The sequence below is a fragment of the Serratia sp. X10 genome (genome assembly GCF_017811775.1).
Classification (GTDB): Bacteria; Pseudomonadota; Gammaproteobacteria; order Enterobacterales; family Enterobacteriaceae; genus Serratia; species Serratia ureilytica.
Genome location: NZ_JAEIOH010000011.1, coordinates 22428 through 44380, shown reverse-complemented (window position 1 = coordinate 44380; position 21953 = coordinate 22428). Strand labels below are relative to the sequence as shown.

Sequence of the window (21953 nt, the reverse complement as noted above, 5' to 3'; positions counted from 1 at the left end):
CGCCGCGCCATTGCTTAAGCTAGCCGCAATGAACAAACCGAGAATCCCCATCGCGCTGCAACAAGCGGTGATGCGCTGCCTGCGAGAAAAGCTGCAGTTGGCCCGCCAGCATTTTGCCGTCGAGTTCCCCGAACCCAGCATCGTCTATCAGCAACGCGGCACCAGCGCGGGCACCGCCTGGCTGCAAAGCTGGGAAATCCGCCTGAACCCGGTGCTGCTGCTGGAAAACCAACAGCCGTTTATCGATGAAGTGGTGCCGCACGAACTGGCGCACCTGCTGGTGTTTCGCCAATTCGGCCGGGTGGCGCCGCACGGCCGCGAATGGCGCTGGATGATGGAAAGCGTGCTGCTGACGCCCGCCAGCCGCACTCACCGTTTCGAAACCGCCTCGGTGCAAAGCAAGACCTTCCCCTACCGCTGCGCCTGTGGGCAGCACCCGCTCACCATTCGCCGCCATAACCGCGTGCTGCGCGGCGAAAGCGAATACCGCTGCCGCCGGTGCGGCGAAAAACTGAAATTTCTTGCTAGCGAGAACCTTTAGTTAAACGATTTATACGTTAAAACAAGCAAATATCGCCATTTGCCACTGCCGGCAAGTTCCGTTACCCTGCCTGCTTTTCCAATTTTGAGCTGTTTTGGAATATGCTTCGCAGAATTTTGTTTATGGCGGTTTTCGCCGCAGGCGCCGTACAGGCGCACGGCATCAATAACTTCTCTCAGGCCAAAGCGGCGGCGGCCAAGATTAACCAGGATGCGCCGGGCAGCTTTTACTGCGGCTGCCGCATCGACTGGCAAGGCAAGAAGGGCATTCCGGATCTCGCCGGCTGCGGCTATCAGGTGCGTAAAAACGCCCAGCGCGCGCAGCGCATCGAGTGGGAACACGTGGTGCCGGCCTGGCAGTTCGGCCACCAACTGCAGTGCTGGCAAGACGGCGGACGCAAAAACTGCAATAAGGACGCCACCTATCGCCAGATAGAAACCGATCTGCACAACCTGCAGCCGGCGATCGGCGAAGTGAACGGCGACCGCAACAACTTCATGTACAGCCAATGGAACGGCGGCGCAGGCCAATACGGGCAGTGCCCAATGAAGGTGGACTTCAAGAATAAACAGGCGGAGCCGCCCGCCCGCGCCCGCGGCGCCATTGCCCGCACCTACTTCTACATGCGCGATCGCTACCAGCTGCGGCTGTCACGCCAGCAAACCCAGCTGTTCGAGGTGTGGAACCGGCAATATCCGGTGAGCCAATGGGAATGTCAGCGTGAAGCACGTATCGCCAAGGTGCAGGGCAACCACAACCCCTATATTCAACAGGCTTGTCAGCAGCGGAAAAGCTAACCTACTATAGCCTTTATCTTTCATGGCGCCGCCAACCCGCGGCGCCGTTTCGTCAGGATCAGACTACCCATGCGCATACCCCGCATTTACCATCCGCAGCCGTTGACCGACCGGGCGGAGATCGCCCTCAGTGAGGACGCCGCCAACCACGTCGGGCGCGTGCTGCGCATGAGCGCCGGCCAGGCGCTGCAGCTGTTCGACGGCAGCAACCAGGTGTTCGACGCCGAGATAGTCCGGGTGGACAAAAAGAGCGTGCTGGTGCGCCTCGGCGACGGCCGCGTGGAGGACATCGAATCGCCGCTCAACCTGCATCTGGGCCAGGTGATCTCGCGCGGCGAGAAGATGGAGTTCACCATCCAGAAATCCATCGAGCTGGGCGTCAACGTCATCACCCCGCTGTTTTCCGAGCGCTGCGGCGTCAAGTTGGACGGCGAGCGTCTGGCGAAGAAAATCCAACAATGGCAGAAGATCGCCATCGCCGCCTGCGAACAGTGCGGCCGCAACCGCATTCCCGAAATCCGCGAGGCGATGTCGCTGGAGGCCTGGTGCGCCGAGCAGGACGGCAGCCTGAAACTCAACCTGCACCCGCGCGCCAGCCACAGCATCAACACGTTGCCGCAGCCGGTGGATCGCGTTCGCCTGCTGATCGGCCCGGAAGGCGGTTTGTCCGCTGACGAAATCGCCATGACCACCGACCACGGATTTACTGATATTCTGCTGGGACCACGCGTTCTGCGTACCGAAACCACAGCGCTCACCGCCATTACCGCTCTGCAGGTCCGCTTCGGCGACCTGGGTTAAAGGAGAAAAGATGATTAAGCTCGGCATCGTGATGGACCCTATCGATTCCATCAACATCAAGAAAGACACCAGCTTCGCCATGCTGCTCGAAGCGCAGCGCCGCGGTTACGAATTGCACTACATGGAGATGAACGATCTCTATCTGCATGCCGGCGACGGGCGCGCCCGCACCCGCCTGCTGAGCGTGAAGGAAGACAAGGAGAGCTGGTTCAGCTTCGGCGCCGAGCAGGATCTGGCGCTGCACGATCTGGACGTGATCCTGATGCGCAAGGATCCGCCGTTCGATACCGAATACATCTACGCGACCTACATTCTGGAACGCGCCGAAGTCAAAGGCACGCTGGTGGTCAACAAGCCGCAAAGCCTGCGCGACTGCAACGAGAAGCTGTTCACCGCCTGGTTTTCGGAACTGACGCCGGATACGCTGGTTAGCCGCAGCGCCGCGCACATCCGCAAATTCCACCAGCAGCACGGCGACATCATCCTGAAACCGCTGGACGGCATGGGCGGCGCGTCTATCTTCCGCGTGAAGCAGGACGATCCTAACCTGTCGGTGATCATCGAAACCCTGACCGAACACGGCAGCCGTTTCTGCATGGCGCAGAACTTCCTGCCGGCGATCAAGGACGGCGACAAGCGCATCCTGGTGGTGGACGGCGAGCCGGTGCCTTACTGCCTGGCGCGCATTCCGGCGCAGGGTGAGACCCGCGGCAACCTGGCGGCCGGCGGCCGCGGCGAAGCGCGCCCGCTGAGCGAAAGCGACTGGAAAATCGCCCGCGCCGTCGCCCCGACGCTGAAAGAGAAAGGGCTGATCTTCGTCGGCCTGGACGTGATCGGCGATCGCCTGACCGAAATCAACGTCACCAGCCCAACCTGTGCGCGAGAGATCGAAGCGGCATTCCCGATTTCGATTACCGGCATGCTGATGGACGCCATTGAAAAGCGCCTGGCGGCGAAGTAATGCGTCATGCGGGCGGCATGCCGCCCGCTATCCTGTATCGCGCCCGCCAAAACCCGCCTTTCCGGCAGCGGCTTGAAAGGCGGCGGGTATAGCCGCATACTGGCGGCTGTTTATTTTCTCACCCATTGATTACCTTATACTAACGCCATGAATTTACAGCACCATTTTCTGATCGCCATGCCAACGCTGCAGGATCCTCGCTTCAAGCGCTCGGTGATTTACATTTGCGAGCACAATGAAGAAGGCGCCATGGGTTTGGTGATCAATAAACCGGTGGAGCAGTTCACGGTAGCCACGGTGCTGAGCAAGCTGAAGATCATGCCGCCTGCGCGCGATCCGGCCATCAGCCTGGACAAGCCGGTGTTCGCCGGCGGCCCCCTGGCGGACGATCGCGGATTTATCCTGCATACGCCGCGCCACGGCTTTGGCGCCAGCATTCAAATTTCCCCCAACACCATGATCACCACCTCGAAAGACGTGCTGGAAACGCTCGGCACGCCGGAGCAACCGGACGACGTGCTGGTGGCGCTGGGTTATGCGGGTTGGGAAAAGGGCCAGTTGGAGCAGGAAGTATTGGAAAACGCCTGGCTGACCATCGAAGCCAACACCGACATTTTGTTCCGCACGCCGATCGCCAGCCGCTGGCGCGAGGCGGGGAACCTTTTGGGTATCGACATTCGCAGCATCGCCAACCACGCAGGACACGCCTGATGAGTAACCGCACCATTATCGCCTTCGACTTTGGCACCAAAAGCATCGGCGCGGCCGTTGGCCAGGAGTTGACCGGCAGCGCCCGCGCCCTGCCGGCTTTCAAAGCGCAGGACGGTTCGCCGGACTGGCTGAAAATCGAAAAACTGCTGAAGGAGTGGCAGCCGGATTTGGTGGTGGTCGGCCTGCCGCTGAACATGGACGGCACCGAACAGCCTGTTACCGCCCAGGCGCGCAAGTTCGCCAACCGCCTGCACGGCCGCTTCGGCATCCAGATCGATCTGCATGACGAGCGTCTGAGCACCGTGGAGGCGCGCGCCAACCTGTTCGATCGCGGCGGCTTCCGCGCGCTTGATAAAGGCAGCGTGGATTCCGCCTCCGCGGTGGTTATCCTCGAAAGCTGGTTCGAACGGCAGCTGGGCTAAACGCCCGTTCCCTCCCCCGCGCAGTCCCCCAACACACCGGCGTCGATCCGCTGCTGCAAACCTTGCTCAAAGGTTTGCATGCCAGACTGCGCGCCGGTTTGCAACACGCTCGCCAACTGATGCGTTTTCCCTTCACGGATCAGGTTGCTGACCGCCGCCGTCGCCGTCAGCACTTCAAAGATCGCCACTCGTCCGCCGCCGGGGCGCCTCATCAGCTTTTGCGCGATCACCGCTTGCAGGCTGCCCGCCAGCTGGGCGCGCACATAGGGTTTCTCTTCCGCCGGAAACACGTCCACCAGCCGTTCCACCGCCTGCGGCGCGCTGCGGGTGTGCAGCGTCGCCAGCACCAGGTGGCCGGTCTCCGCCGCAGTGAGCGCCAGCCGGATGGTGGCGGTATCGCGCAGCTCGCCCAGCAGGATCACATCCGGATCTTCGCGCAGCGCGGCGCGCAACGCCGCATCGAAGCTGTGGCTGTCGCGGCCGATCTCCCGCTGCTGGATCAGCGATCGCCGGCTGCGGTGCAGGAACTCGATCGGATCTTCCAGCGTCAAAATATGCCGCTGCTGGTGCCGGTTGATCTCGTCGATCATCGCCGCCAGCGTGGTGGACTTGCCGCTGCCGGTGGCGCCGGTGACCAGGATCAATCCGTCGGCGCGCCGCAGCAGCGCCGGGACGATGGCCGGCGCCGCCAGCTCGGCAAGCGAAGGCGATTGCCCGGCGATACGCCGCAACGCAAGAGAAATCCCCGCGCTTTGTTGAAAAACGTTGGCGCGCAACCGCTCCCCGCTCGGCCTGTGCAACGCCAGATCGACCTGCCCCAGCCGCCGCAGGCTCTCGCGCTGCTGCGCATTCAGCAATCCATCGCAGAGGGCCTGCGCGCCTTGCGCCGTCAGCGTTGGCGCCGCCGCCAGCGGCTGCAGTTCACCGTCGATGCGCAACATCGGCGGATGACCGGCACAAAGGTGCAGATCGGAAGCATTATGCTTTACACTAAGGGCCACGAATTCATCGATATCCATATCACTCTCCCGGGTCAATAATGAGCACTATCCAACAGAACCTGCAGGATGTCAGAAACCGCATCGCGGCCGCCGCGCAAAACTGCGCGCGGGTGCCGGAAGAGGTTGCTCTGCTTGCAGTCAGCAAAACCAAACCTGTGGCGGCGATCGAAGAAGCCATCGCCGCCGGCCAGCGCGCCTTCGGCGAGAACTACGTGCAGGAAGGGGTAGACAAGATCCGGCATTTCGCCGAGTCGTCGCAGGGCGGTGAGTTGGTGTGGCACTTTATCGGCCCGCTGCAATCCAATAAGAGTCGGCTGGTGGCGGAACATTTCGCCTGGTGTCATACCGTGGATCGGCTGCGCATCGCCCAGCGCCTGAGCGATCAGCGCCCGGCCGACATGCCGCCGCTCAACGTGCTGATTCAAATCAACATCAGCGATGAGCAGAGCAAATCCGGCATCGCGTTGAACGAACTGCCGGCGTTGGCCGAAGCGATCGCCGCGCTGCCGAATCTGGCGCTGCGCGGCCTGATGGCCATCCCGGCGCCGGAAACGGATTATCAGCGGCAGTTGGCGGTATTCAGCCGGATGAACGACGCATTTCTCGCCCTGCGTCAGCGTTATCCGCAGGCCGATACGCTGTCGATGGGCATGACGGACGATATGGCGGCGGCGATCGCCGCAGGCAGCACCCTGGTGCGCATCGGCACCGCAATTTTTGGCGCCCGCGACTACTCGCAGGCCTGACACACAGACGAGGGATTTGATGCAACATCGCAAGATTACCTTTATCGGCGCCGGCAACATGGCGCGTGCAATCATCGCCGGCCTGGTCGCGGGCGGCTATCCGGCCAAATCCATCAGCGTCTGCGCCCCTTCGCCGAAAAACCGTGACGCGTTGGCGGCGGACTACGGCATCGTCAGCAGCGGCGACAACGTCGCCTGCGCGCGTGAAGCCGACGTCGTGGTGCTGGCGGTCAAACCGCAAATGATGGCCGACGTGTGTCAGCCGCTGCGCGAACAGGTCGATTTCGGCGGCAAACTGGTGCTGTCGATCGCCGCCGGCATTCAGGTCAGCCGTTTCTATCAGTTGCTCGGCGACCAACTGGACATCGTGCGCATCATGCCCAACACCCCGTCGCTGGTCGGCAAGGGCATGAGCGGGCTGTACGCGCCGGCGCAGGTCAGCCAACAGGATCGCGACTACACCGCCGATTTAATGGCCTCGGTCGGTAAAGTTTGCTGGGTAGATGACGAAAATGGCATCAACGGCGTGATCGCCGCCGCGGGCAGCGCCCCGGCTTATTTCTTCCTGTTTATGGAAGCGATGCAAAAAGAGGCCGAACGCATGGGCTTCGACAGCCAGACCGCGCGCGATCTGGTGCAGCAGGCCGCTTCCGGCGCCGCCGCGCTGGTTGAAGCCAACCCGGATACGCCGCTGGGCACGCTGCGCGAGCAGGTGACCTCCAAAGGCGGCACCACCGCCGAAGCGCTGCGGGTGTTCAACGAACGCCAACTGCCGGAAACCGTGGCGCAAGCGATGCAGGCCGCCGTTTCCCGTGCGCAAGAAATGGAAAAATTATTTTAAATAACCCCGAGTTAAGGAGAAGGACCACTTCATGCTAACGCTGACTTTCCTGGTCAAGACCGTTATTGATCTGTACGTGATGGTGCTGTTGCTGCGCATTTGGATGCAATGGACGCGCACCGATTTTTACAACCCGTTCTCGCAGTTTGTGGTGAAGATCACCCAACCGGTGGTCGGTCCGCTGCGCCGCATCATCCCATCGCTTGGGCCTATCGACAGCGCTTCGCTGCTGCTGGCGTTTCTGCTGATGACCATCAAGTACCCACTGCTGCTGCTGATTCAGGGCGGCGCGATGTCGCTCAGCCCGTATAACCTGCTGTTCGGCCTGATCTCGCTGGTCAAGTCCGCCGGCTACCTGATCTTCTGGGTGATGATCATTCGTGCGCTGATGAGCTGGGTAAGCCAGGGCCGCAGCCCGATCGACTACGTGATGTACCAACTGACCGAACCCTTGATGGCGCCGATCCGCCGCATCATCCCGGCGATGGGCGGCATCGATTTTTCCGCCATGGTCGTGATCCTGATCCTCTATCTGATCAACTACCTGGGCATGGATGTGTTCGGTGAGATTTGGTTCCTGCTGTGAGTGCAGTCACTCCTGTGCTGGACGGGCTGGCGATCAGGCTATATATTCAGCCGAAAGCCAGCCGCGACCAAATTATCGGCTTGCATGGCGACGAACTGAAAGTCGCCATCACCGCCCCGCCGGTCGACGGCCAAGCCAACGCCCATTTGATCAAGTTTATCGCCAAGCAGTTCAAAGTGGCGAAAAGCAACGTCACCATCGAGAAAGGCGAACTGGGGCGGCATAAACAGTTACGCATCGTGAATCCGCAACAGATCCCCGCCGTGGTCGCGGCGCTCATCGAATAATTTTCAAGGTAGTCATTATGCAAAAAGTCGTTCTTGCCACCGGTAACCCGGGCAAAGTGCGCGAACTCGCCGACCTGTTGGCCGATTTCGGCCTGGACGTGGTCGCGCAAACCGATCTGGGCGTGGAGTCCGCCGAAGAAACCGGCCTGACGTTTATCGAAAACGCCATTCTGAAAGCGCGCCATGCGGCACAGGTCACCGGCCTGCCGGCGATCGCCGACGACTCCGGCCTGGCGGTAGATGCGCTGGGCGGCGCGCCGGGCATCTACTCCGCGCGCTACGCCGGTGAAGACGCCGACGATCGGCAGAACCTCGACAAGCTGCTGGCGGCGATGAAAAACGTGGCGCCGGGCCGGCGCGACGCGCAATTCCACTGCGTGCTGGTCTATCTGCGCCATGCGGCAGACCCGACGCCGCTGGTGTTCCACGGCAGCTGGGCCGGCGAAATCACCGAACAGGCCGCCGGTGAAGGCGGTTTCGGTTACGATCCGGTCTTCTACGTGCCGGAGCTGGGCCGCACCGCCGCCGAGCTGAGCCGCGACGAGAAGCGGGCGATTTCGCACCGCGGCAAGGCGCTGAAGCTGATGTTGGAAGCCATGCGCAATGCTTAAGCTGCCCCCGCTGAGTCTCTACATCCACATCCCGTGGTGCGTGCAGAAATGCCCGTACTGCGACTTCAACTCCCATGCGCTGAAGGGTGACGTGCCGCATCAGGAGTATGTCGATCATCTGTTGGCGGATCTGGATGCCGACCTGCCGCTGGCCGGCGGCCGGGAAATCAGCACTATCTTTATCGGCGGCGGCACCCCCAGCCTGCTGAGCGCCGAGGCGATGCAAGCCTTGCTGGACGGCGTGCGGGCGCGCATTCGCGTCGCCGACGACGCCGAAATCACCATGGAGGCCAACCCCGGCACCGTGGAAGCCGATCGCTTCAGCGGCTACCAGCGCGCCGGCGTCAACCGCATCTCCATCGGGGTGCAAAGCTTCAGCGCCGAGAAGCTGAACCGTCTGGGGCGCATCCACGGCCCGGAAGAAGCCAAACGCGCGGCGACGCTGGCGACCGATCTTGGCCTGCGCAGCTTCAACCTCGATCTGATGCACGGCCTGCCGGATCAGTCGCTGGAAGAGGCGCTGGACGATCTGCGCCAGGCTATCGCCCTCAATCCGCCGCACCTGTCGTGGTATCAGCTGACCATCGAGCCGAACACCCTGTTCAGCTCGCGCCCGCCGGTTTTGCCGGACGACGATGCGCTGTGGGACATCTTCGAGCGCGGCCACCAGTTGCTGAGCGCCGCCGGCTATCAGCAGTATGAAACCTCGGCCTACGCCAAGCCGGGCTACCAATGCCAGCACAATCTCAACTACTGGCGCTTCGGCGACTATCTGGGGATCGGCTGCGGCGCACACGGCAAGGTGACCTTCAGCGACGGCCGCATTCTGCGCACCGCCAAGACCAAACACCCGCGCGGCTTCATGCGCGGCGACTACATGGACAAGCAGCATGAGGTGGCGGCGGCGGATCGGCCGTTCGAGTTCTTCATGAACCGCTTCCGTTTGCTGGAAGCCGCGCCGCGCGTCGACTTCGCCAACTACACCGGGCTGGCGGAAAGCGTCATTCGCCCGCAATTGGACGAGGCGTTAGCCAAAGGCTATCTGGAAGAAACCGCAGAACACTGGCAGATCACCGAGAAGGGCAAACTGTTCCTCAACTCGCTGCTGGAACTGTTCCTGGCGGACGACGAGTAAAAAAAAGCGCTGAATGATCAGCGCTTTTTTATTGGTGTTAATCCGGGTAAAACGTCTGAGACAGAATCTGCTGAGTTTCCCAGATGCCGTTTTCCGGATACACATCCAGCCCGGTTTCGGCCGTGGCGAGCGCAACGGCCTTCGACCAGACGACATCCAGCCAATCGGCATCGCTCAGTTTACCTTTTAGGCTGGGCGACTCTTTCAAGCTGTAAAGTACCTCTTTGCGCTGCGCTTTAATCGTTCTTTCCCAGCTGGTTCCGCGCCTGGCCGGCTGATATTTCCATTTAAGCAAATGTGCAATCAGCACCGTCATCCGGCTAGCAAGTTCCCTTTGCTCGCTCTTCCCCACGTCCTCAATCTCCTCGGCGATCTTTTCAATATCGATCTCAGACAATTTTCCGGAGCGCAAAAGAGCGGCCTGTTCATTTGCCCAGGCAACAACATCGGTTTCGTAACGTGTATGGCTCATAGCGTCCTCCGTAAACATCCATAAATCTGTACGTAGTTTGATCAGTCTGTCAGATAAGCTTCAGAAGGTCAAAAAACGGTCTACCAAGAAGATTCTTATTTCACTTCAACGCTTTGATAAGATCCTTGCGCTGGGTTTCCAGTGCGGTGACGCGGTTGCACACGTCATGGCCGAAGTTCTGGAAGTCCTGCTCCTGATTGTTCCATTCGTTCTGGATCGCCTTCTGCAAGCCGCCCAGGTTGCCCATGATCGCCTGCAGCGGGTTGCCGCCGCTGTTGGCGGCCTGTTTGACGCCCATCTCGTTCAGGCTGTCCTGCAGCACGCCGCCCATGCTCTGCTGCACGATGTTGCGGCCGTCCTGCTCCACCTGGTCGATCGCCTTGTGGTGGAAGGTCAGGCCGTCGCTGCGGTGCTCGATGATGCGGTTCATCTGCTGTTTCAGTTGGCCGTTCAGGGTAGTCAGCCGGTTGCGCACGTTGCTGTTGCTGCCCAGCTCTTTAACGATCACCTTATCCAGCGCTGCGCGGGCTTTCTCCAGGTGTTTCTGCGCGCCATCGTCGATCCACGGCAGCTGCTTGCGCAAGGCGCTCTGGTAACTGAAGGCTTTCTGCCGCTGGCTGTCATTCAGGCTCAGCGCCTGGCCGTTGCGGATCACGTCGCCATCCGGCGAGATTTGCAGATCGCCGCTGGCGCCTTTCACCTGCACGCTCTGCGGGCTGATGATCACATCGTCCTGGGGTTTAACGCTGCACTGGTACTCGGCGTGGACCTGCGCGGCAGTCGCCGCCAGCAGCAGTAAGGCTAACCCGGTTTTCTTCAACATAGCTTCTCCTGACTCCCATCCAGACTGGGATTAAAAAATCGAACGACCGATACGTTGAGACAACAGTTCCAGCGCCGCAGTTCCCGCCAGCGAGTTGCCGGAAGCATCCAGTTCCGGCGACCAGACGACGATCGACAGTTCGCCCGGCACGATGGCCACGATGCCGCCGCCCACGCCGGACTTGCCCGGCATCCCCACCCGATAGGCGAATTCGCCGGCGCCGTCGTACATGCCGCAGGTCATCATCAGGGCGTTGATCTGCCGGGCCTGCAGCGGGCTGATCACCGCCTCGCCGTTGAGATCGCGGCCGTGATTGGCCAGATAGACGAAGCTGCGCGCCAGTTCCACGCAGCTCATGCGCAGCGCGCAATAGTGGAAATAGGTTTGCAGCACGGTGATGACGTCGTTTTCGAAGTTGCCGAACGATTTCATCAGATAGGCGATGGCGGCATTGCGATCGGAGTGTTCGAACTCGGAGCGCGCCACCCGCAGGTCATAGGCCAGGTCGTCTTCACCGGCCAACTGACGCACCACCTCCAGCATCCGCTGTTTGGGGGCACTGAGCCGGGTTTGCAGCATGTCGCACACCACCAGCGCGCCGGGGTTGATAAACGGATTGCGCGGTTTGCCCTGCTCCATCTCCAGCTGCAGCAGCGAATTGAACGGCAGGCCGGAAGGCTCTTTGCCGACGCGCCGCCAGATCTCATGCTCCTGATAGCGCGTCAGCGCCAGCGTCAGGCTCAGCACTTTGGAGATCGACTGGATGGAGAAACGCTCCGCGGCGTCGCCGGCCTGGAACAGTTCGCCATCCACCGTACACACGGCGATCGCCAGCCGATCGGCGGGCACTTCCGCCAACGCCGGGATGTAGTCGGCCACTTTTCCCTGGCCAATCAGCGGGCGCACCTGTTGCAGGATCTCTTCCAGCAACGCGTTATCCAATGTTGTTACCACCTCGGTCACACTCCGGGCAAAACAAAGGCGCCGTTAAGGCACCTTAGATCAATAAAACGGCGCGGCGCGAAGCCGCGCTCATCGGGCAAGCGCGATCAATCCCACCAGATATCAAACAGATCGCTGACCTTAACGTCGGTCAGTTTGCGCGCTTCCAGCCAGTTTTTCACCAGTTCGCGATGCTCGTCGGTGCAGTGGCCGATCTTCTGCAGGCAGATCAGACCTTCCCACTGCAGGTAGCCGCTGCCGTCAAACGCCAGGCCGTTCGGCTCGATCACTTCATCGATGAAGGTATCCAGCGTGCTGTCGATATCTTCCACCGACGTGCCTTCGGCGAAGCGCCAGGCTACGGAGAAACCCAACTCCTGAAATTCTTCAATGTGCAACTTTTTACGTAAACGACGACTGCGGTTCTTAGCCATTATTCTTTCCTCTCAAACATCAAGTCCCAAACGCCATGTCCCAGGCGCTGGCCGCGTAATTCAAATTTCGTCAGTGGGCGCGAATCCGGACGCGGCACATAATCATTATCGCTGGAAAGATTACGGTAGCCTGCGACCCCGTTCATAACCTCTAACATATGTTCCGCATAAGGTTGCCAATCGGTGGCCATGTGGAAGACGCCGCCGGTCTTCAGCTTGCGCAGCACCAGTTCGACAAACGGCGTTTGCACGATGCGGCGCTTGTTGTGGCGCGCCTTGTGCCACGGATCGGGGAAGAACAGCTGCACCATGTCCAGCGAGCCGTCCGGGATCATGTTTTCCAGCACTTCAACCGCATCGTGGCACATCACGCGCAGGTTGCTCAGCTTCGCCTCGTGGGCGTCGGCCAGGCAGGCGCCCACGCCCGGCGAGTGCACTTCGATCCCTAAAAAGTTCTGCTGCGGGTTGTTGCCCGCCATGGTCACCAGCGAGGCGCCCATGCCAAAACCGATCTCCAGCACCGTCGGCGCTTCGCGGCCGAACAGCGCGGCGAGATCGACAGCGTCAGCCTGATACTCCACGCCCATCACCGGCCAATAGTTCTCCAGCGCGTGCTGCTGGCCTTTGGTCAGCCGCCCCTGGCGGCGGACAAAACTGCGGATACGGCGCATCGCGCGGCCGTTCTCATCAAATTCCGGGGAGATGACGTCATTAATCATAGTGCTTTCTGTCTGTTTGGCTGCCAATTAGGGAAACGCGCATTATGCAAAGATACATTGGTTTAGCAAGTGTTCATCTTCTGTACCCGCCGTGCGGCGTCGGAAAGTTCCGGTTTACAGCATCATGACTCTATGCTGCAATCTCGCTTCATTTTCTGCCGGATAACGACTCTTCATGATGCAAGCACAACAATTCGCACAGGTGGTGCTTGACTGGTACCAGCGCTACGGCCGCAAAACCCTGCCATGGCAGCTGGAGAAAACCGCCTATCAAGTATGGCTCTCCGAGGTGATGTTGCAACAGACTCAGGTTGCCACCGTCATTCCTTATTTTCAGCGCTTTATGGCCCGTTTTCCCAACGTGCGCGCGCTGGCGGAGGCTCCGCTGGACGAAGTGCTGCATCTGTGGACCGGCCTCGGCTATTACGCCCGCGCCCGCAACCTGCACAAGGCGGCGCAGACCATTGTCGCACAGCACGGCGGCGAGTTCCCGACAACCTTCGCAGAAATCGCCGATTTACCGGGCGTCGGCCGCTCCACCGCCGGCGCGGTGCTGTCGTTGGCGCTGGGCCAACACTATCCGATCCTCGACGGCAACGTGAAGCGCGTGCTGGCTCGCTGCTACGCGGTGGAAGGCTGGCCGGGCAAAAAAGAGGTCGAAAACCGGCTGTGGAAAATCAGCGAAGAAGTCACCCCGGCGCAGGGCGTCGGCCAGTTCAACCAGGCGATGATGGATCTGGGCGCCATGGTCTGCACCCGCTCCAAGCCCAAGTGTGAACTCTGCCCGCTCAACGTCGGCTGCCTGTCTTACGCCAATCACAGCTGGGCCAACTACCCCGGCAAGAAGCCCAAACAGACCCTGCCGGAAAAAACCGCCTACTTCTTATTGCTGCAGCACGGCGACCGTGTGTGGCTGGAGCAGCGCCCGACGGTGGGCCTGTGGGGCGGCCTGTTCTGCTTCCCACAGTTCAGCGCGCGCGTGGATTTGGAACTCTGGCTGCAGCAGCGCGGTCTGAAAGGCAAGCGCCTGGAACAGCTGACCGCGTTTCGCCACACGTTCAGCCATTTCCATCTCGATATCGTGCCAATGTGGCTGTCGCTCGACGCGGCGGGCAGCGGCATGGATGAGGGCGCGGGTCTCTGGTATAACTTAGCGCAGCCGCCGTCGGTCGGGCTGGCAGCGCCGGTGGAGCGCCTGTTGCAACAGCTGGCGAAGCAGCCCCCGATCCAACAAAACTTATATGGCGATAGCGCCATCGATGAGGAATTAGCATGAGCCGCACCATTTTTTGTACTTTCCTGCAGCGCGACGCCGAGGGCCAGGACTTCCAGCTTTATCCCGGCGACGTCGGCAAGCGCATCTACAACGAGATCTCCAAGGAAGCCTGGAGCGAGTGGATGAAGAAGCAGACCATGCTGATCAACGAGAAGAAGCTGAACATGATGAACGTGGATGATCGCAAACTGCTGGAAGAGGAAATGATCAAGTTCCTGTTCGAAGGGCACGACGTGCACATCGAAGGCTATACGCCGCCGAGCGAATAACGCTGTTGGGGCCAGGCGCTGGCCCGCTTCAATCCTCTTATACTTCTTCCAAACGGCTTTAAGATGAAGAAAATTTTAGCTTTGCTCGTAATAGCGCCTTTGCTGATCTCCTGTTCCGGCAAAAAAAGTGAAGAAATCAACGAAGCCTGGATCAAAGACACCAACGGCTTCGACATTCTGATGGGCCAATTCGCCCACAACATCGAGAACATCTGGGGTCTGAACGAAGTTCTGATCGCCGGGCCGAAAGACTACGTCAAGTACACCGACCAATACCAAACCCGCAGCCACATCAACTTCGACACCGGCGCCATCACCGTCGAGACCATCGCCACCACCGATCCGGCCGCGCACCTGCGCCAGGCGATCATCAGCACGCTGCTGATGGGTGACGATCCGGGTTCCATCGATCTCTATTCCGACGCCAACGATATCCAGATCAGCAAAGAGCCGTTCCTGTACGGCCAGGTGCTGGATAACAAAGGCGCGCCGATCCGCTGGGAATGGCGCGCGGCGCACTTTGCCGATTACCTGCTGCAGACCAAGCTGCAAAAACGCACCTCCGGCCTGCACGTCATCTACTCGGTCACCATCCAACTGGTGCCGAACCACCTGGACAAACGTGCGCATAAATATCTGCCGATGGTGCGCAAGGCGTCGGAAAAATACGGCGTGGACGAGTCGCTGATCCTGGCTATCATGCAGACCGAATCGAGCTTCAACCCGTATGCGGTGAGCGGTTCGGACGCGCTGGGCCTGATGCAGGTGGTGCAGCACACTGCCGGTAAGGATGTGTTCCAGATGCGCGGCAAATGGGGCACCCCGAGCCGTAGCTACCTGTTCGATCCGGAGAACAACATCGATACCGGCACCGCCTACCTGGCGATCCTGCAGAACAACTACCTGGGCGGCATTCAGAACCCGACCTCGCGCCGCTATGCGGTGATCACCGCTTACAACGGCGGCGCCGGCAGCGTGCTGCGGGTGTTCTCCAGCGACAGAACGCGCGCGGTGGGCATCATCAACAGCATGCAGCCGGGCGACGTGTACCAAACGCTGACCACCAAGCACCCGGCAGCCGAGTCGCGCCGCTATCTGGTGAAAGTGAATACCGCGCAGAAGAGCTACCGCAGAAAGTAGCCCTTCCCGCGTGGATAGGAGAAGGGCCGGTGCGAACCGGCCCTTTTTTCATGGCTTGATCATATAACCGAAGATGCGCTTCCAGCCGTGATCTTTTTTCTCGATGTAGACCCCCTGCAGCTCTGGCGAGAAGCCCGGCAGGCGGTTGATGCCCTCCTCGAGCGCCAGGAAGTAGCGCTGCACCGCGCCGCCCCACACTTCGCCCGGCACTACGCACAGCACGCCCGGCGGATACGGCAGGGCCCCTTCCGCCGCGATGCGCCCTTCCGCCTGGCCGATCGGCACCAGCTCGACGTTGTCGCGGATAAACTCCACGTTGGCGTCCTGCGGGTTCATCACCACCGGCGGGAAATGATCCTGACGGAACATCTCCTTTTGCAGCTGCTTAACGTCAAAGCTGACGTACAGATCGTGCATCTCCTGGCACAGCCGGCGAATGCTGTAGCCGCGGTAACGCTGCTCGTTCTTGCGGTACACCGTCGGCAGCACCACGCTCAGCGGCGCATCCTCTTCGACATAGCGTTCGAACTGCGCCAGCATCTCCACCAGCTGTTCCATCTTGGCCGGGTTCTCCGCCGGGGTCAGCAGGAACAGGATCGAGTTGAGATCGCACTTCTCCGGCACGATGCCGTTCTCGCGCAGGAAGTTGGCCAGAATGGTGGCCGGCACGCCGAACTCGGTGTATTGGCCGGTCGCGGCGTCAATCCCCGGCGTGGTCAGCAGCAGCTTGCACGGATCGATCAAATACTGATCCTGGGCATAGCCTTCGAAGCCGTGCCACGTCTCACCCGGTACGAAGGTGAAGAAGCGCGCGTCGTTAGCGATCAGATCGGTATCGTAATCCTGCCAGTCCTTGCCCGCCACCTGCAGCGGAATAAACGGCTTCAGCTGCGAGCAGCGCGTGAGCAGCTGTTTGCGCGTCTCGATGCCCAGCTTGACGCAGTCCATCCACATGCGACGCCCGGCGGGGCCGGCGTGCATCTTGGCGTTGACGTCCAGCGCGGCGAACAGCGGATAGAACGGGCTGGTCGACGCATGCAGCATGAACGCATTGTTCAGATGCTTATGGTTGCAGTGGCGCTTTTGCCCTTTGATATGGTCGTCTTTCTTGTGGATCTGCGAGGTCTGCGAGAACCCCGCCTGCTGTTTATGCACCGACTGGGTGACGAAAATGCCCGGATCGTGTTCGTCCAGCTCCAGCAGCAGCGGCGAACACTCTTTCAGCATCGGGATAAAACCTTCGTAGCCCACCCAGGCGGAGTCGAACAGGATGTAATCGCACAGGTGGCCGATGGTGTCGATCACCTGGCGTGCGTTGTAAATCGTGCCGTCGTAGGTGCCGAGCTGAATGATCGCCAGCCTGAACGGCCGTGCCGCCGCGGCCTTCTCCGGCGCCACCTCGCGGATTTGCTCGCGCAGGTAGCGCTCGTCGAAGCAGCGCGCATCGATGCCGCCGATAAAGCCGAACGGGTTGCGGGCGGTTTCCAGATACACCGGCGTGGCGCCGGCCTGGATCAGCGCCCCGTGGTGATTGGATTTGTGGTTGTTGCGATCGAACAGCACCAGATCGCCACGGGTCAGCAGCGCGTTGGTTACCACCTTGTTGGCCGCCGAGGTGCCGTTGAGCACGAAGTAGGTTTTATCGGCGTTGAACACCCGCGCCGCATGCTTTTGCGCATCCTTGGCCGAGCCTTCGTGGATCAGCAGATCGCCCAACTTAACGTCGGCGTTGCACATGTCGGAACGGAAAAGAGTTTCACCGTAGAAATCGAAAAACTGCCGGCCGGCCGGGTGCTTGCGGAAAAACTCGCCGCCCTGATGTCCTGGACACGCAAAGGTCGAATTCTCCATCTCGACGTAGGTCTTCAGCGTTTTGAAGAACGGCGGCAGCAGCGCCTGCTCGTAGGCGTCGGCGGCGGCCTCCAGCTGCGCCATGTAGAATGGCTTGCTGGCGCCGGCCAGCAGCGCAAAGACCCCGCTGACAAACGGCAGATAATCCGGGGAAAGATGCTCGTCCCCTTCCACCGCCACGAAGGTCGGAATATCGAACCCCGTCGCCTGCAAGCGCGCCAGAATGCCGGCGTCCACGTCGGCGACCGACACCACCACCGCCGCCACGTCGGTGTAGTCCGTCTGCTCTACGCGCACGATCTGGCGCAGCGTCTCAATGGTGGCGACCAGGCTGGCGCTGGTTGCGATTTTCAATTCTTTCATCATGCTGACTCTCAAACGGTGAAGGATGAGGGTGTGCCACCGGCACGGTAATGAGATAACGCGGTTATCCCGGTAAAAGCGATACCCGGGCACGGCAGCATAAGCGGCGTGCGTGACCGCCTCATGATCGGGGACCATCAGGCAGCTATCGGGGGGAACTGGTCTTGGCAGCGTCCGACAGGCATCAGTAAAATCAGGGCCGCAGCGCTGGCTTTACGCATGCCTAACAGCGAGCATCAGGCGGCCTTACCGCATGATCGGCAGGCGTATTCGGACGGATGGCGTTCGGAGCAAGCAAAGACGGAACGGTGGCGGCGTCAAAGGTCTGGTGCGCGACAGCGCTCGAGCGACAAAACCAGTCATGCCAATAACCCTCTGACTTATAAGAAGCGGAAACACCGTCAGGGAACGGAGAGTGCTAAAATTTGCGCAATGATTGCATGATTCGTTGCAGGGTTCAAGCGAGAATCATCTGGGTTGAGCTTGCGTTAATGCAATAGTAACTTGTTGTTACTTAACAACAAACATGAAAAATAATATTGACACAGTGGTATAAATACACGTTTTTTATGCATATTTATTGGATGACGATATCGCCACACGCTGTAGCGCCTCGGGTTCGCTGCCTGAAAATAGAGCAACCGATCGGCTTTGTGACAGAAAGCGATTGACGCCATCCGGCCAATACGGTTTAATGCGCCCCGTTGCCCGGATAGCTCAGTCGGTAGAGCAGGGGATTGAAAATCCCCGTGTCCTTGGTTCGATTCCGAGTCCGGGCACCACTAATTCTGCATCAATGCACACTGGTTAAAGAATGAGAACTTTAACGGGTAATTAATACGGAATCGACTTGTCAAAGAGATAACAGAATAACTGTTTACTACCGCGACGTTGCAAGTTGAATTCCTCAAGAAGCATGCCTGTGTTTGCCCACAGGCGTCCCTTTCTCGATCACTGGTGATATTCACAGCAAATCACACCTGTGTCAAGCTTTGTAAGTTACTCGTAGCTGTGATATCCGTATGTAAAACAAGCTCCTGTTCGAGTGCTTTCCCCGCCACTTCCATATCCAATTCGATATACTCCATTGTGGTACTGACGTTACGGTGACCCAGCAGATCCTTCACCAGTTTTAGATTTCTGTCCGGGGATTTCATCAACTCCGTGGCAAGTGTGTGACGGAAACGGTGGGAAGAAATATCGAAGCCACTCTCCCTGGACAACCGACGATAGAAGCTACGAAATGACTGCAGAACGTTCTTCTCGTCATAGATGTAATGAGTATTTCGTGGATTTATGAACCTTTTGACGTCAAAAAGCAGGTCATGCTGGCCAGCACCTCGCTCGATGGCGCGCATTATGAGTAGCTTTATTCGCTCCCTTAATTGACGAACCACCGGTACTTTCCACTCTCGATGTGTTTTGCTACCTTCAAGCCTAAGCTCGATCCAGCCTTGCTCAATGTTCACATCTCTCAGGCGGATGTGGATCATCTGATTGTTACGCATACCGGTATATCGAAATGAGTCTAATACCGTCATCCAGAACCAGGTAGGATAGAGTGCGCACTTTCTACCCTTTACTGATTTTCTCTCCTTCTCCCGCTGTTCATACTGTTGCATCACGAGGTAAAGACGGGTCAATTGAGACTTCGTCAATATTCGCTTTTTCTTAGTATCAGATCGGACTACCGTTCCATTAAAAGGGTTCTCACCGTGCTGAACCAACGCTTTTTTAATCCCCAAATTAAATATTGCCCGCAGATGGGCTACCTTATTGTTCCAGGTATGTACCGAAAGGTTTTTCTCTTTTAACAGATGCCTACGCCAAAGCAACACATCCCTTTGCGTCACCATTCCTGGTGTTATAGCTTCGCCAATAAAACGAGTAAATGTTAGTGCTACTTTCCTATAACTCCATTCCGTTGCTGAACGGAGTTGTTTGGTAAAAAAATATTCCTCGAGTAACAACTCCCACTCGTCATGCATCTTTTCTTCACTTTTCATTTCACAACCTCGAATGAGTTAGTTTATCCACTCACAATCCGTCAGATTTACCCAACATTATTTATGAGATTCTCCCTGTATCAAAACACTACGGGATCACGAGTAGCTGACTATCTTCTGGTATGCGTGCCCCGCCATATAAACTATTTGCCTTAATCAGGTAACCATTGATACGACGATATGTGCCCTCTCTCTCAGGCCTTTTATAAATATATCCAATAAAGAATCGCTGTCCTTTTCGGATCCGATGTCTTCCCATTTTTTCAAATGCCTTTTGGATTGAGCTCCTATCAGTACGCTCCAATTTATTTTCCTTGATATACAGATGAAAAATGTCTGGAACACAGAGAAACACGAAACCACTGACGATATGCGCTCTGGAACCTACGGTATTGACGGATATGTCCCCTTTTCTTATCCCAAGACTCAACCACTGTAGAAAGACGTTCCCAACATGATTTTCCGAATCCAAAATATCTTCCACGTTATTCTCTTCTAACCGTGGATCCTTTGATAAATGTTGAGTTTCTAAAATAGTTGTTGTGACCGTGCTCTTGAATAGTTCAGGATCGATTACGCCTGGTAAAACACAGTCATCATCAATTACACTAGTTATGTCATGTACCGACCCCTGATTTTCTTCAGGAAGGAGGCTCTCTTTCTGAGGGGCGTTTCCCTCTTCTTGGTTATCCAGGCAAGTCGGTACTGACACCTCTGCCGCCATTAATGACAACAGCGCCTGCAGATCTTCTTCCACACCAGCCATCGTTTCTGGCGCCAAAACCATCTCAGCCAAAGGCTTATCCTTGGCCGACACATCCAGAGCCGAGCTAAGTAACACTTCCTTGACTAACGGTGCATTTCCGTTGGACTGATCTAATTTCTCTACCGGCAGTTGCTCCTGAGCGAGAGGAAAATGGGTACTGTTGACTGCGCTTTGCAAATCAATCTCGGGTACTGAAAAGGTGATATCTTCTGTCGCCGGCGCCACTGATGCTATGGCTATTGCCAATGTGTCGGGGTTAGATATCGGTAAAAGCGATACGGCCAAACCATCACCACGAGCCAGTTTGACCGCCTCCAGAGTAATATCGTCAATTGCGGGTAATGTGCTCGGTTGCCTGGACGCTATCATCATCAACGAATGTATCGCCGCCGGTAGTGTTGACAGCCATTCAATAAGCTCTTCAGGCAGTAGTCGTGCCGCAATTATTGCGCTCTGACTGCGGGTTAGGGTCGGGGCCAACGGGGTGGCTCTGAAGCGGAAACGATAAGGTTCACCCGGCACCGTCAAACCAGGTAACCAGGCCAGGCCACTTCGAAGCTCACCCTGGAGCTGAGTCAACAGCGGCAGGAAGTGCCAAAGTGCGGCATAAAATACCACGACATTCCACTGAACATTCTGAGCCGATTGCTCTTCGGGCGCTGCCCCTGGAGGCAACATGTGCCCTTTAGCCAGTCGGACCGCATACGTTGCCGTCTGCAGGGTAACATCAACCAGCCCTCCTTCCCTGGCATATTCCCCCTGAGACGTGGCTGGCAGCACCTGCATTAGAGTGACGAGTTGCTTCAGTGGTTGCAGATAGAAATGTTCATAGAGATCTTTGGGCAACGCGCTGTTCTCCCACAGCTGTTGGAGGCACTGCTGACGAGATACCGTGCTTAAAAGCTGCTCTGCGGATGCCGGCATAAAATAGCCAAAAGGACATTGAGAGGCTGAAATACTTGCCGTGGGATTTGCCGACATAGCCCGGGTTCCAACCAGCAGTTCTTTGATAGCCTTCAACATGCCAGGCCCCCAGCGATATCAACGGGCAGATGCTGTGGGTCAAATTCAATAGCACCACTGCTGAGAAAGGCACTGAGGGTCGTGATAGCTACTCGAGCCAGCGGCCAGTGGCGCGTGTTAAGTTGACGGGTTGCGTCAGTGATCCACAAATTACCTGTCAACCGATGTTGATAATGGCGCCCGAAGTTAGGCCAGGCCAGCTCATGCGACGCCTTACATTCGATATACACGGGGGATTTTTGCTCGGCCTCATCTCTGGCTGCATAGTTATGGGCCAGGTAGAGCATCCCGCAGTACGGGTTTGCCTGAGTAAAACGGATTAATGTAGGCGTTTTGCCGGTGTCGGCAAACGCCCTGTCCACCAGGCGATGGCTGGCCCAATCAATGATGGGAGCCTGTTCGGGCGAATCACAATAAAACATCAGCAAC

At 58.4% G+C, this 21953-nt stretch carries 25 protein-coding genes and 1 tRNA gene; 16 read left to right on the top strand and 10 right to left on the bottom strand.

The genetic code is table 11. The features are described 5' to 3' along the window. Positions 1–28 precede the first annotated feature (28 nt). The 6 genes from J9788_RS23785 (at position 29) to ruvX (ending at position 4233) form a co-directional block, all read left to right on the top strand. Positions 29–541 carry a SprT family zinc-dependent metalloprotease gene (locus J9788_RS23785; RefSeq protein ID WP_164057073.1) on the top strand — a complete coding sequence of 171 codons (513 nt, stop codon included), beginning with the start codon at positions 29–31 and terminating at the stop codon, positions 539–541. A gap of 101 nt (positions 542–642) precedes the next feature. Then, complete coding sequence (endA, locus tag J9788_RS23780) at positions 643–1338, top strand: deoxyribonuclease I (protein ID WP_025304243.1); 696 nt, start codon at positions 643–645, stop codon at positions 1336–1338. A 69-nt stretch (positions 1339–1407) separates the two neighbouring features. Further along, positions 1408–2139 carry a 16S rRNA (uracil(1498)-N(3))-methyltransferase gene (gene rsmE, locus J9788_RS23775; protein WP_025304244.1) on the top strand — a complete coding sequence of 244 codons (732 nt, stop codon included), beginning with the start codon at positions 1408–1410 and terminating at the stop codon, positions 2137–2139. A 10-nt stretch (positions 2140–2149) separates the two neighbouring features. Beyond that, entirely contained in the window at positions 2150–3100 is a 951-nt protein-coding gene (gene gshB / locus J9788_RS23770) for a glutathione synthase (RefSeq protein ID WP_033651325.1), read from the top strand. Positions 3101–3247: 147 nt separating this feature from the next. Then, positions 3248–3811, top strand: a complete 564-nt coding sequence (locus tag J9788_RS23765) for a YqgE/AlgH family protein (RefSeq protein ID WP_004937452.1) — start codon at positions 3248–3250, stop codon at positions 3809–3811. Continuing rightward, positions 3811–4233: a Holliday junction resolvase RuvX gene (ruvX, locus tag J9788_RS23760; RefSeq protein ID WP_015379046.1), complete on the top strand. Its 423-nt coding sequence runs from the start codon at positions 3811–3813 to the stop codon at positions 4231–4233. Before J9788_RS23765 ends, ruvX begins: the two co-directional genes overlap by 1 nt. Here ruvX and J9788_RS23755 read toward each other — a convergent pair. Beyond that, positions 4230–5252 (bottom strand): type IV pilus twitching motility protein PilT, encoded by a 1023-nt coding sequence (locus tag J9788_RS23755; protein ID WP_182265366.1) that lies wholly within the window; start codon positions 5250–5252, stop codon positions 4230–4232. The genes ruvX and J9788_RS23755 overlap by 4 nt on opposite strands. A gap of 20 nt (positions 5253–5272) precedes the next feature. Here J9788_RS23755 and J9788_RS23750 point away from each other — a divergent pair, with 20 nt between their 5' ends. The 6 genes from J9788_RS23750 to hemW are packed head-to-tail and all read left to right on the top strand — an operon-like array spanning position 5273 to position 9440. Continuing rightward, positions 5273–5980 (top strand): YggS family pyridoxal phosphate-dependent enzyme, encoded by a 708-nt coding sequence (locus J9788_RS23750; RefSeq protein WP_182265367.1) that lies wholly within the window; start codon positions 5273–5275, stop codon positions 5978–5980. A 19-nt stretch (positions 5981–5999) separates the two neighbouring features. Continuing rightward, positions 6000–6821, top strand: a complete 822-nt coding sequence (gene proC / locus J9788_RS23745; protein WP_046897320.1) for a pyrroline-5-carboxylate reductase — start codon at positions 6000–6002, stop codon at positions 6819–6821. A 31-nt stretch (positions 6822–6852) separates the two neighbouring features. Continuing rightward, positions 6853–7407, top strand: coding sequence for a YggT family protein (locus tag J9788_RS23740; protein WP_094143157.1), 555 nt, complete (start codon positions 6853–6855; stop codon positions 7405–7407). After that, entirely contained in the window at positions 7404–7694 is a 291-nt protein-coding gene (gene yggU, locus J9788_RS23735) for a DUF167 family protein YggU (RefSeq protein ID WP_004948014.1), read from the top strand. The genes J9788_RS23740 and yggU overlap by 4 nt, the downstream gene beginning before the upstream one ends. A 17-nt stretch (positions 7695–7711) precedes the next feature. Further along, positions 7712–8305 (top strand): XTP/dITP diphosphatase, encoded by a 594-nt coding sequence (locus J9788_RS23730; RefSeq protein WP_182265368.1) that lies wholly within the window; start codon positions 7712–7714, stop codon positions 8303–8305. After that, complete coding sequence (gene hemW / locus J9788_RS23725; protein WP_182265369.1) at positions 8298–9440, top strand: radical SAM family heme chaperone HemW; 1143 nt, start codon at positions 8298–8300, stop codon at positions 9438–9440. Before J9788_RS23730 ends, hemW begins: the two co-directional genes overlap by 8 nt. A 37-nt stretch (positions 9441–9477) precedes the next feature. Here the strand turns inward: hemW and J9788_RS23720 are convergent, their stop codons facing one another. From J9788_RS23720 to trmB, 5 genes are all read right to left on the bottom strand, one after another. Then, a complete protein-coding gene (locus tag J9788_RS23720; RefSeq protein WP_016930094.1) occupies positions 9478–9912 on the bottom strand; it encodes a DUF29 domain-containing protein in 435 nt (144 codons plus the stop codon). A 100-nt stretch (positions 9913–10012) separates the two neighbouring features. Then, entirely contained in the window at positions 10013–10735 is a 723-nt protein-coding gene (locus J9788_RS23715) for a DUF2884 domain-containing protein (RefSeq protein WP_182265370.1), read from the bottom strand. Positions 10736–10765: 30 nt separating this feature from the next. Then, positions 10766–11689 (bottom strand): glutaminase B, encoded by a 924-nt coding sequence (gene glsB, locus J9788_RS23710; protein WP_046897362.1) that lies wholly within the window; start codon positions 11687–11689, stop codon positions 10766–10768. A 95-nt stretch (positions 11690–11784) separates the two neighbouring features. Beyond that, positions 11785–12111 (bottom strand): YggL family protein, encoded by a 327-nt coding sequence (locus J9788_RS23705; RefSeq protein WP_004937412.1) that lies wholly within the window; start codon positions 12109–12111, stop codon positions 11785–11787. Further along, positions 12111–12830, bottom strand: coding sequence for a tRNA (guanosine(46)-N7)-methyltransferase TrmB (gene trmB, locus J9788_RS23700; RefSeq protein ID WP_004937410.1), 720 nt, complete (start codon positions 12828–12830; stop codon positions 12111–12113). Before trmB ends, J9788_RS23705 begins: the two co-directional genes overlap by 1 nt. A gap of 175 nt (positions 12831–13005) precedes the next feature. Here trmB and mutY point away from each other — a divergent pair, with 175 nt between their 5' ends. The 3 genes from mutY (at position 13006) to mltC (ending at position 15515) form a co-directional block, all read left to right on the top strand. Beyond that, positions 13006–14106 carry an A/G-specific adenine glycosylase gene (mutY, locus tag J9788_RS23695; RefSeq protein ID WP_182265371.1) on the top strand — a complete coding sequence of 367 codons (1101 nt, stop codon included), beginning with the start codon at positions 13006–13008 and terminating at the stop codon, positions 14104–14106. Continuing rightward, positions 14103–14375: an oxidative damage protection protein gene (locus tag J9788_RS23690; RefSeq protein WP_060441032.1), complete on the top strand. Its 273-nt coding sequence runs from the start codon at positions 14103–14105 to the stop codon at positions 14373–14375. Before mutY ends, J9788_RS23690 begins: the two co-directional genes overlap by 4 nt. Positions 14376–14438: 63 nt before the next feature. Then, complete coding sequence (mltC, locus tag J9788_RS23685) at positions 14439–15515, top strand: membrane-bound lytic murein transglycosylase MltC (protein ID WP_182265372.1); 1077 nt, start codon at positions 14439–14441, stop codon at positions 15513–15515. Between the two features lie 48 nt (positions 15516–15563). On the opposite strand, the gene speF is transcribed toward mltC, so the two are convergent. After that, a complete protein-coding gene (gene speF / locus J9788_RS23680) occupies positions 15564–17729 on the bottom strand; it encodes an ornithine decarboxylase SpeF (RefSeq protein ID WP_182265484.1) in 2166 nt (721 codons plus the stop codon). A gap of 706 nt (positions 17730–18435) precedes the next feature. Between speF and J9788_RS23675 the strand changes: the two genes are divergently transcribed. Beyond that, a tRNA-Phe gene (locus J9788_RS23675) sits at positions 18436–18511 on the top strand. 192 nt (positions 18512–18703) lie between these two features. Here the strand turns inward: J9788_RS23675 and J9788_RS23670 are convergent. From J9788_RS23670 to J9788_RS23660, 3 genes are all read right to left on the bottom strand, one after another. Next, positions 18704–19735 carry a site-specific integrase gene (locus J9788_RS23670; RefSeq protein ID WP_182265373.1) on the bottom strand — a complete coding sequence of 344 codons (1032 nt, stop codon included), beginning with the start codon at positions 19733–19735 and terminating at the stop codon, positions 18704–18706. An 88-nt stretch (positions 19736–19823) separates the two neighbouring features. Continuing rightward, positions 19824–21524 (bottom strand): TraI domain-containing protein, encoded by a 1701-nt coding sequence (locus J9788_RS23665; protein ID WP_182265374.1) that lies wholly within the window; start codon positions 21522–21524, stop codon positions 19824–19826. Next, a complete protein-coding gene (locus J9788_RS23660; RefSeq protein WP_227414681.1) occupies positions 21518–21946 on the bottom strand; it encodes a hypothetical protein in 429 nt (142 codons plus the stop codon). The genes J9788_RS23665 and J9788_RS23660 overlap by 7 nt, the downstream gene beginning before the upstream one ends. Positions 21947–21953 lie beyond the last annotated feature (7 nt).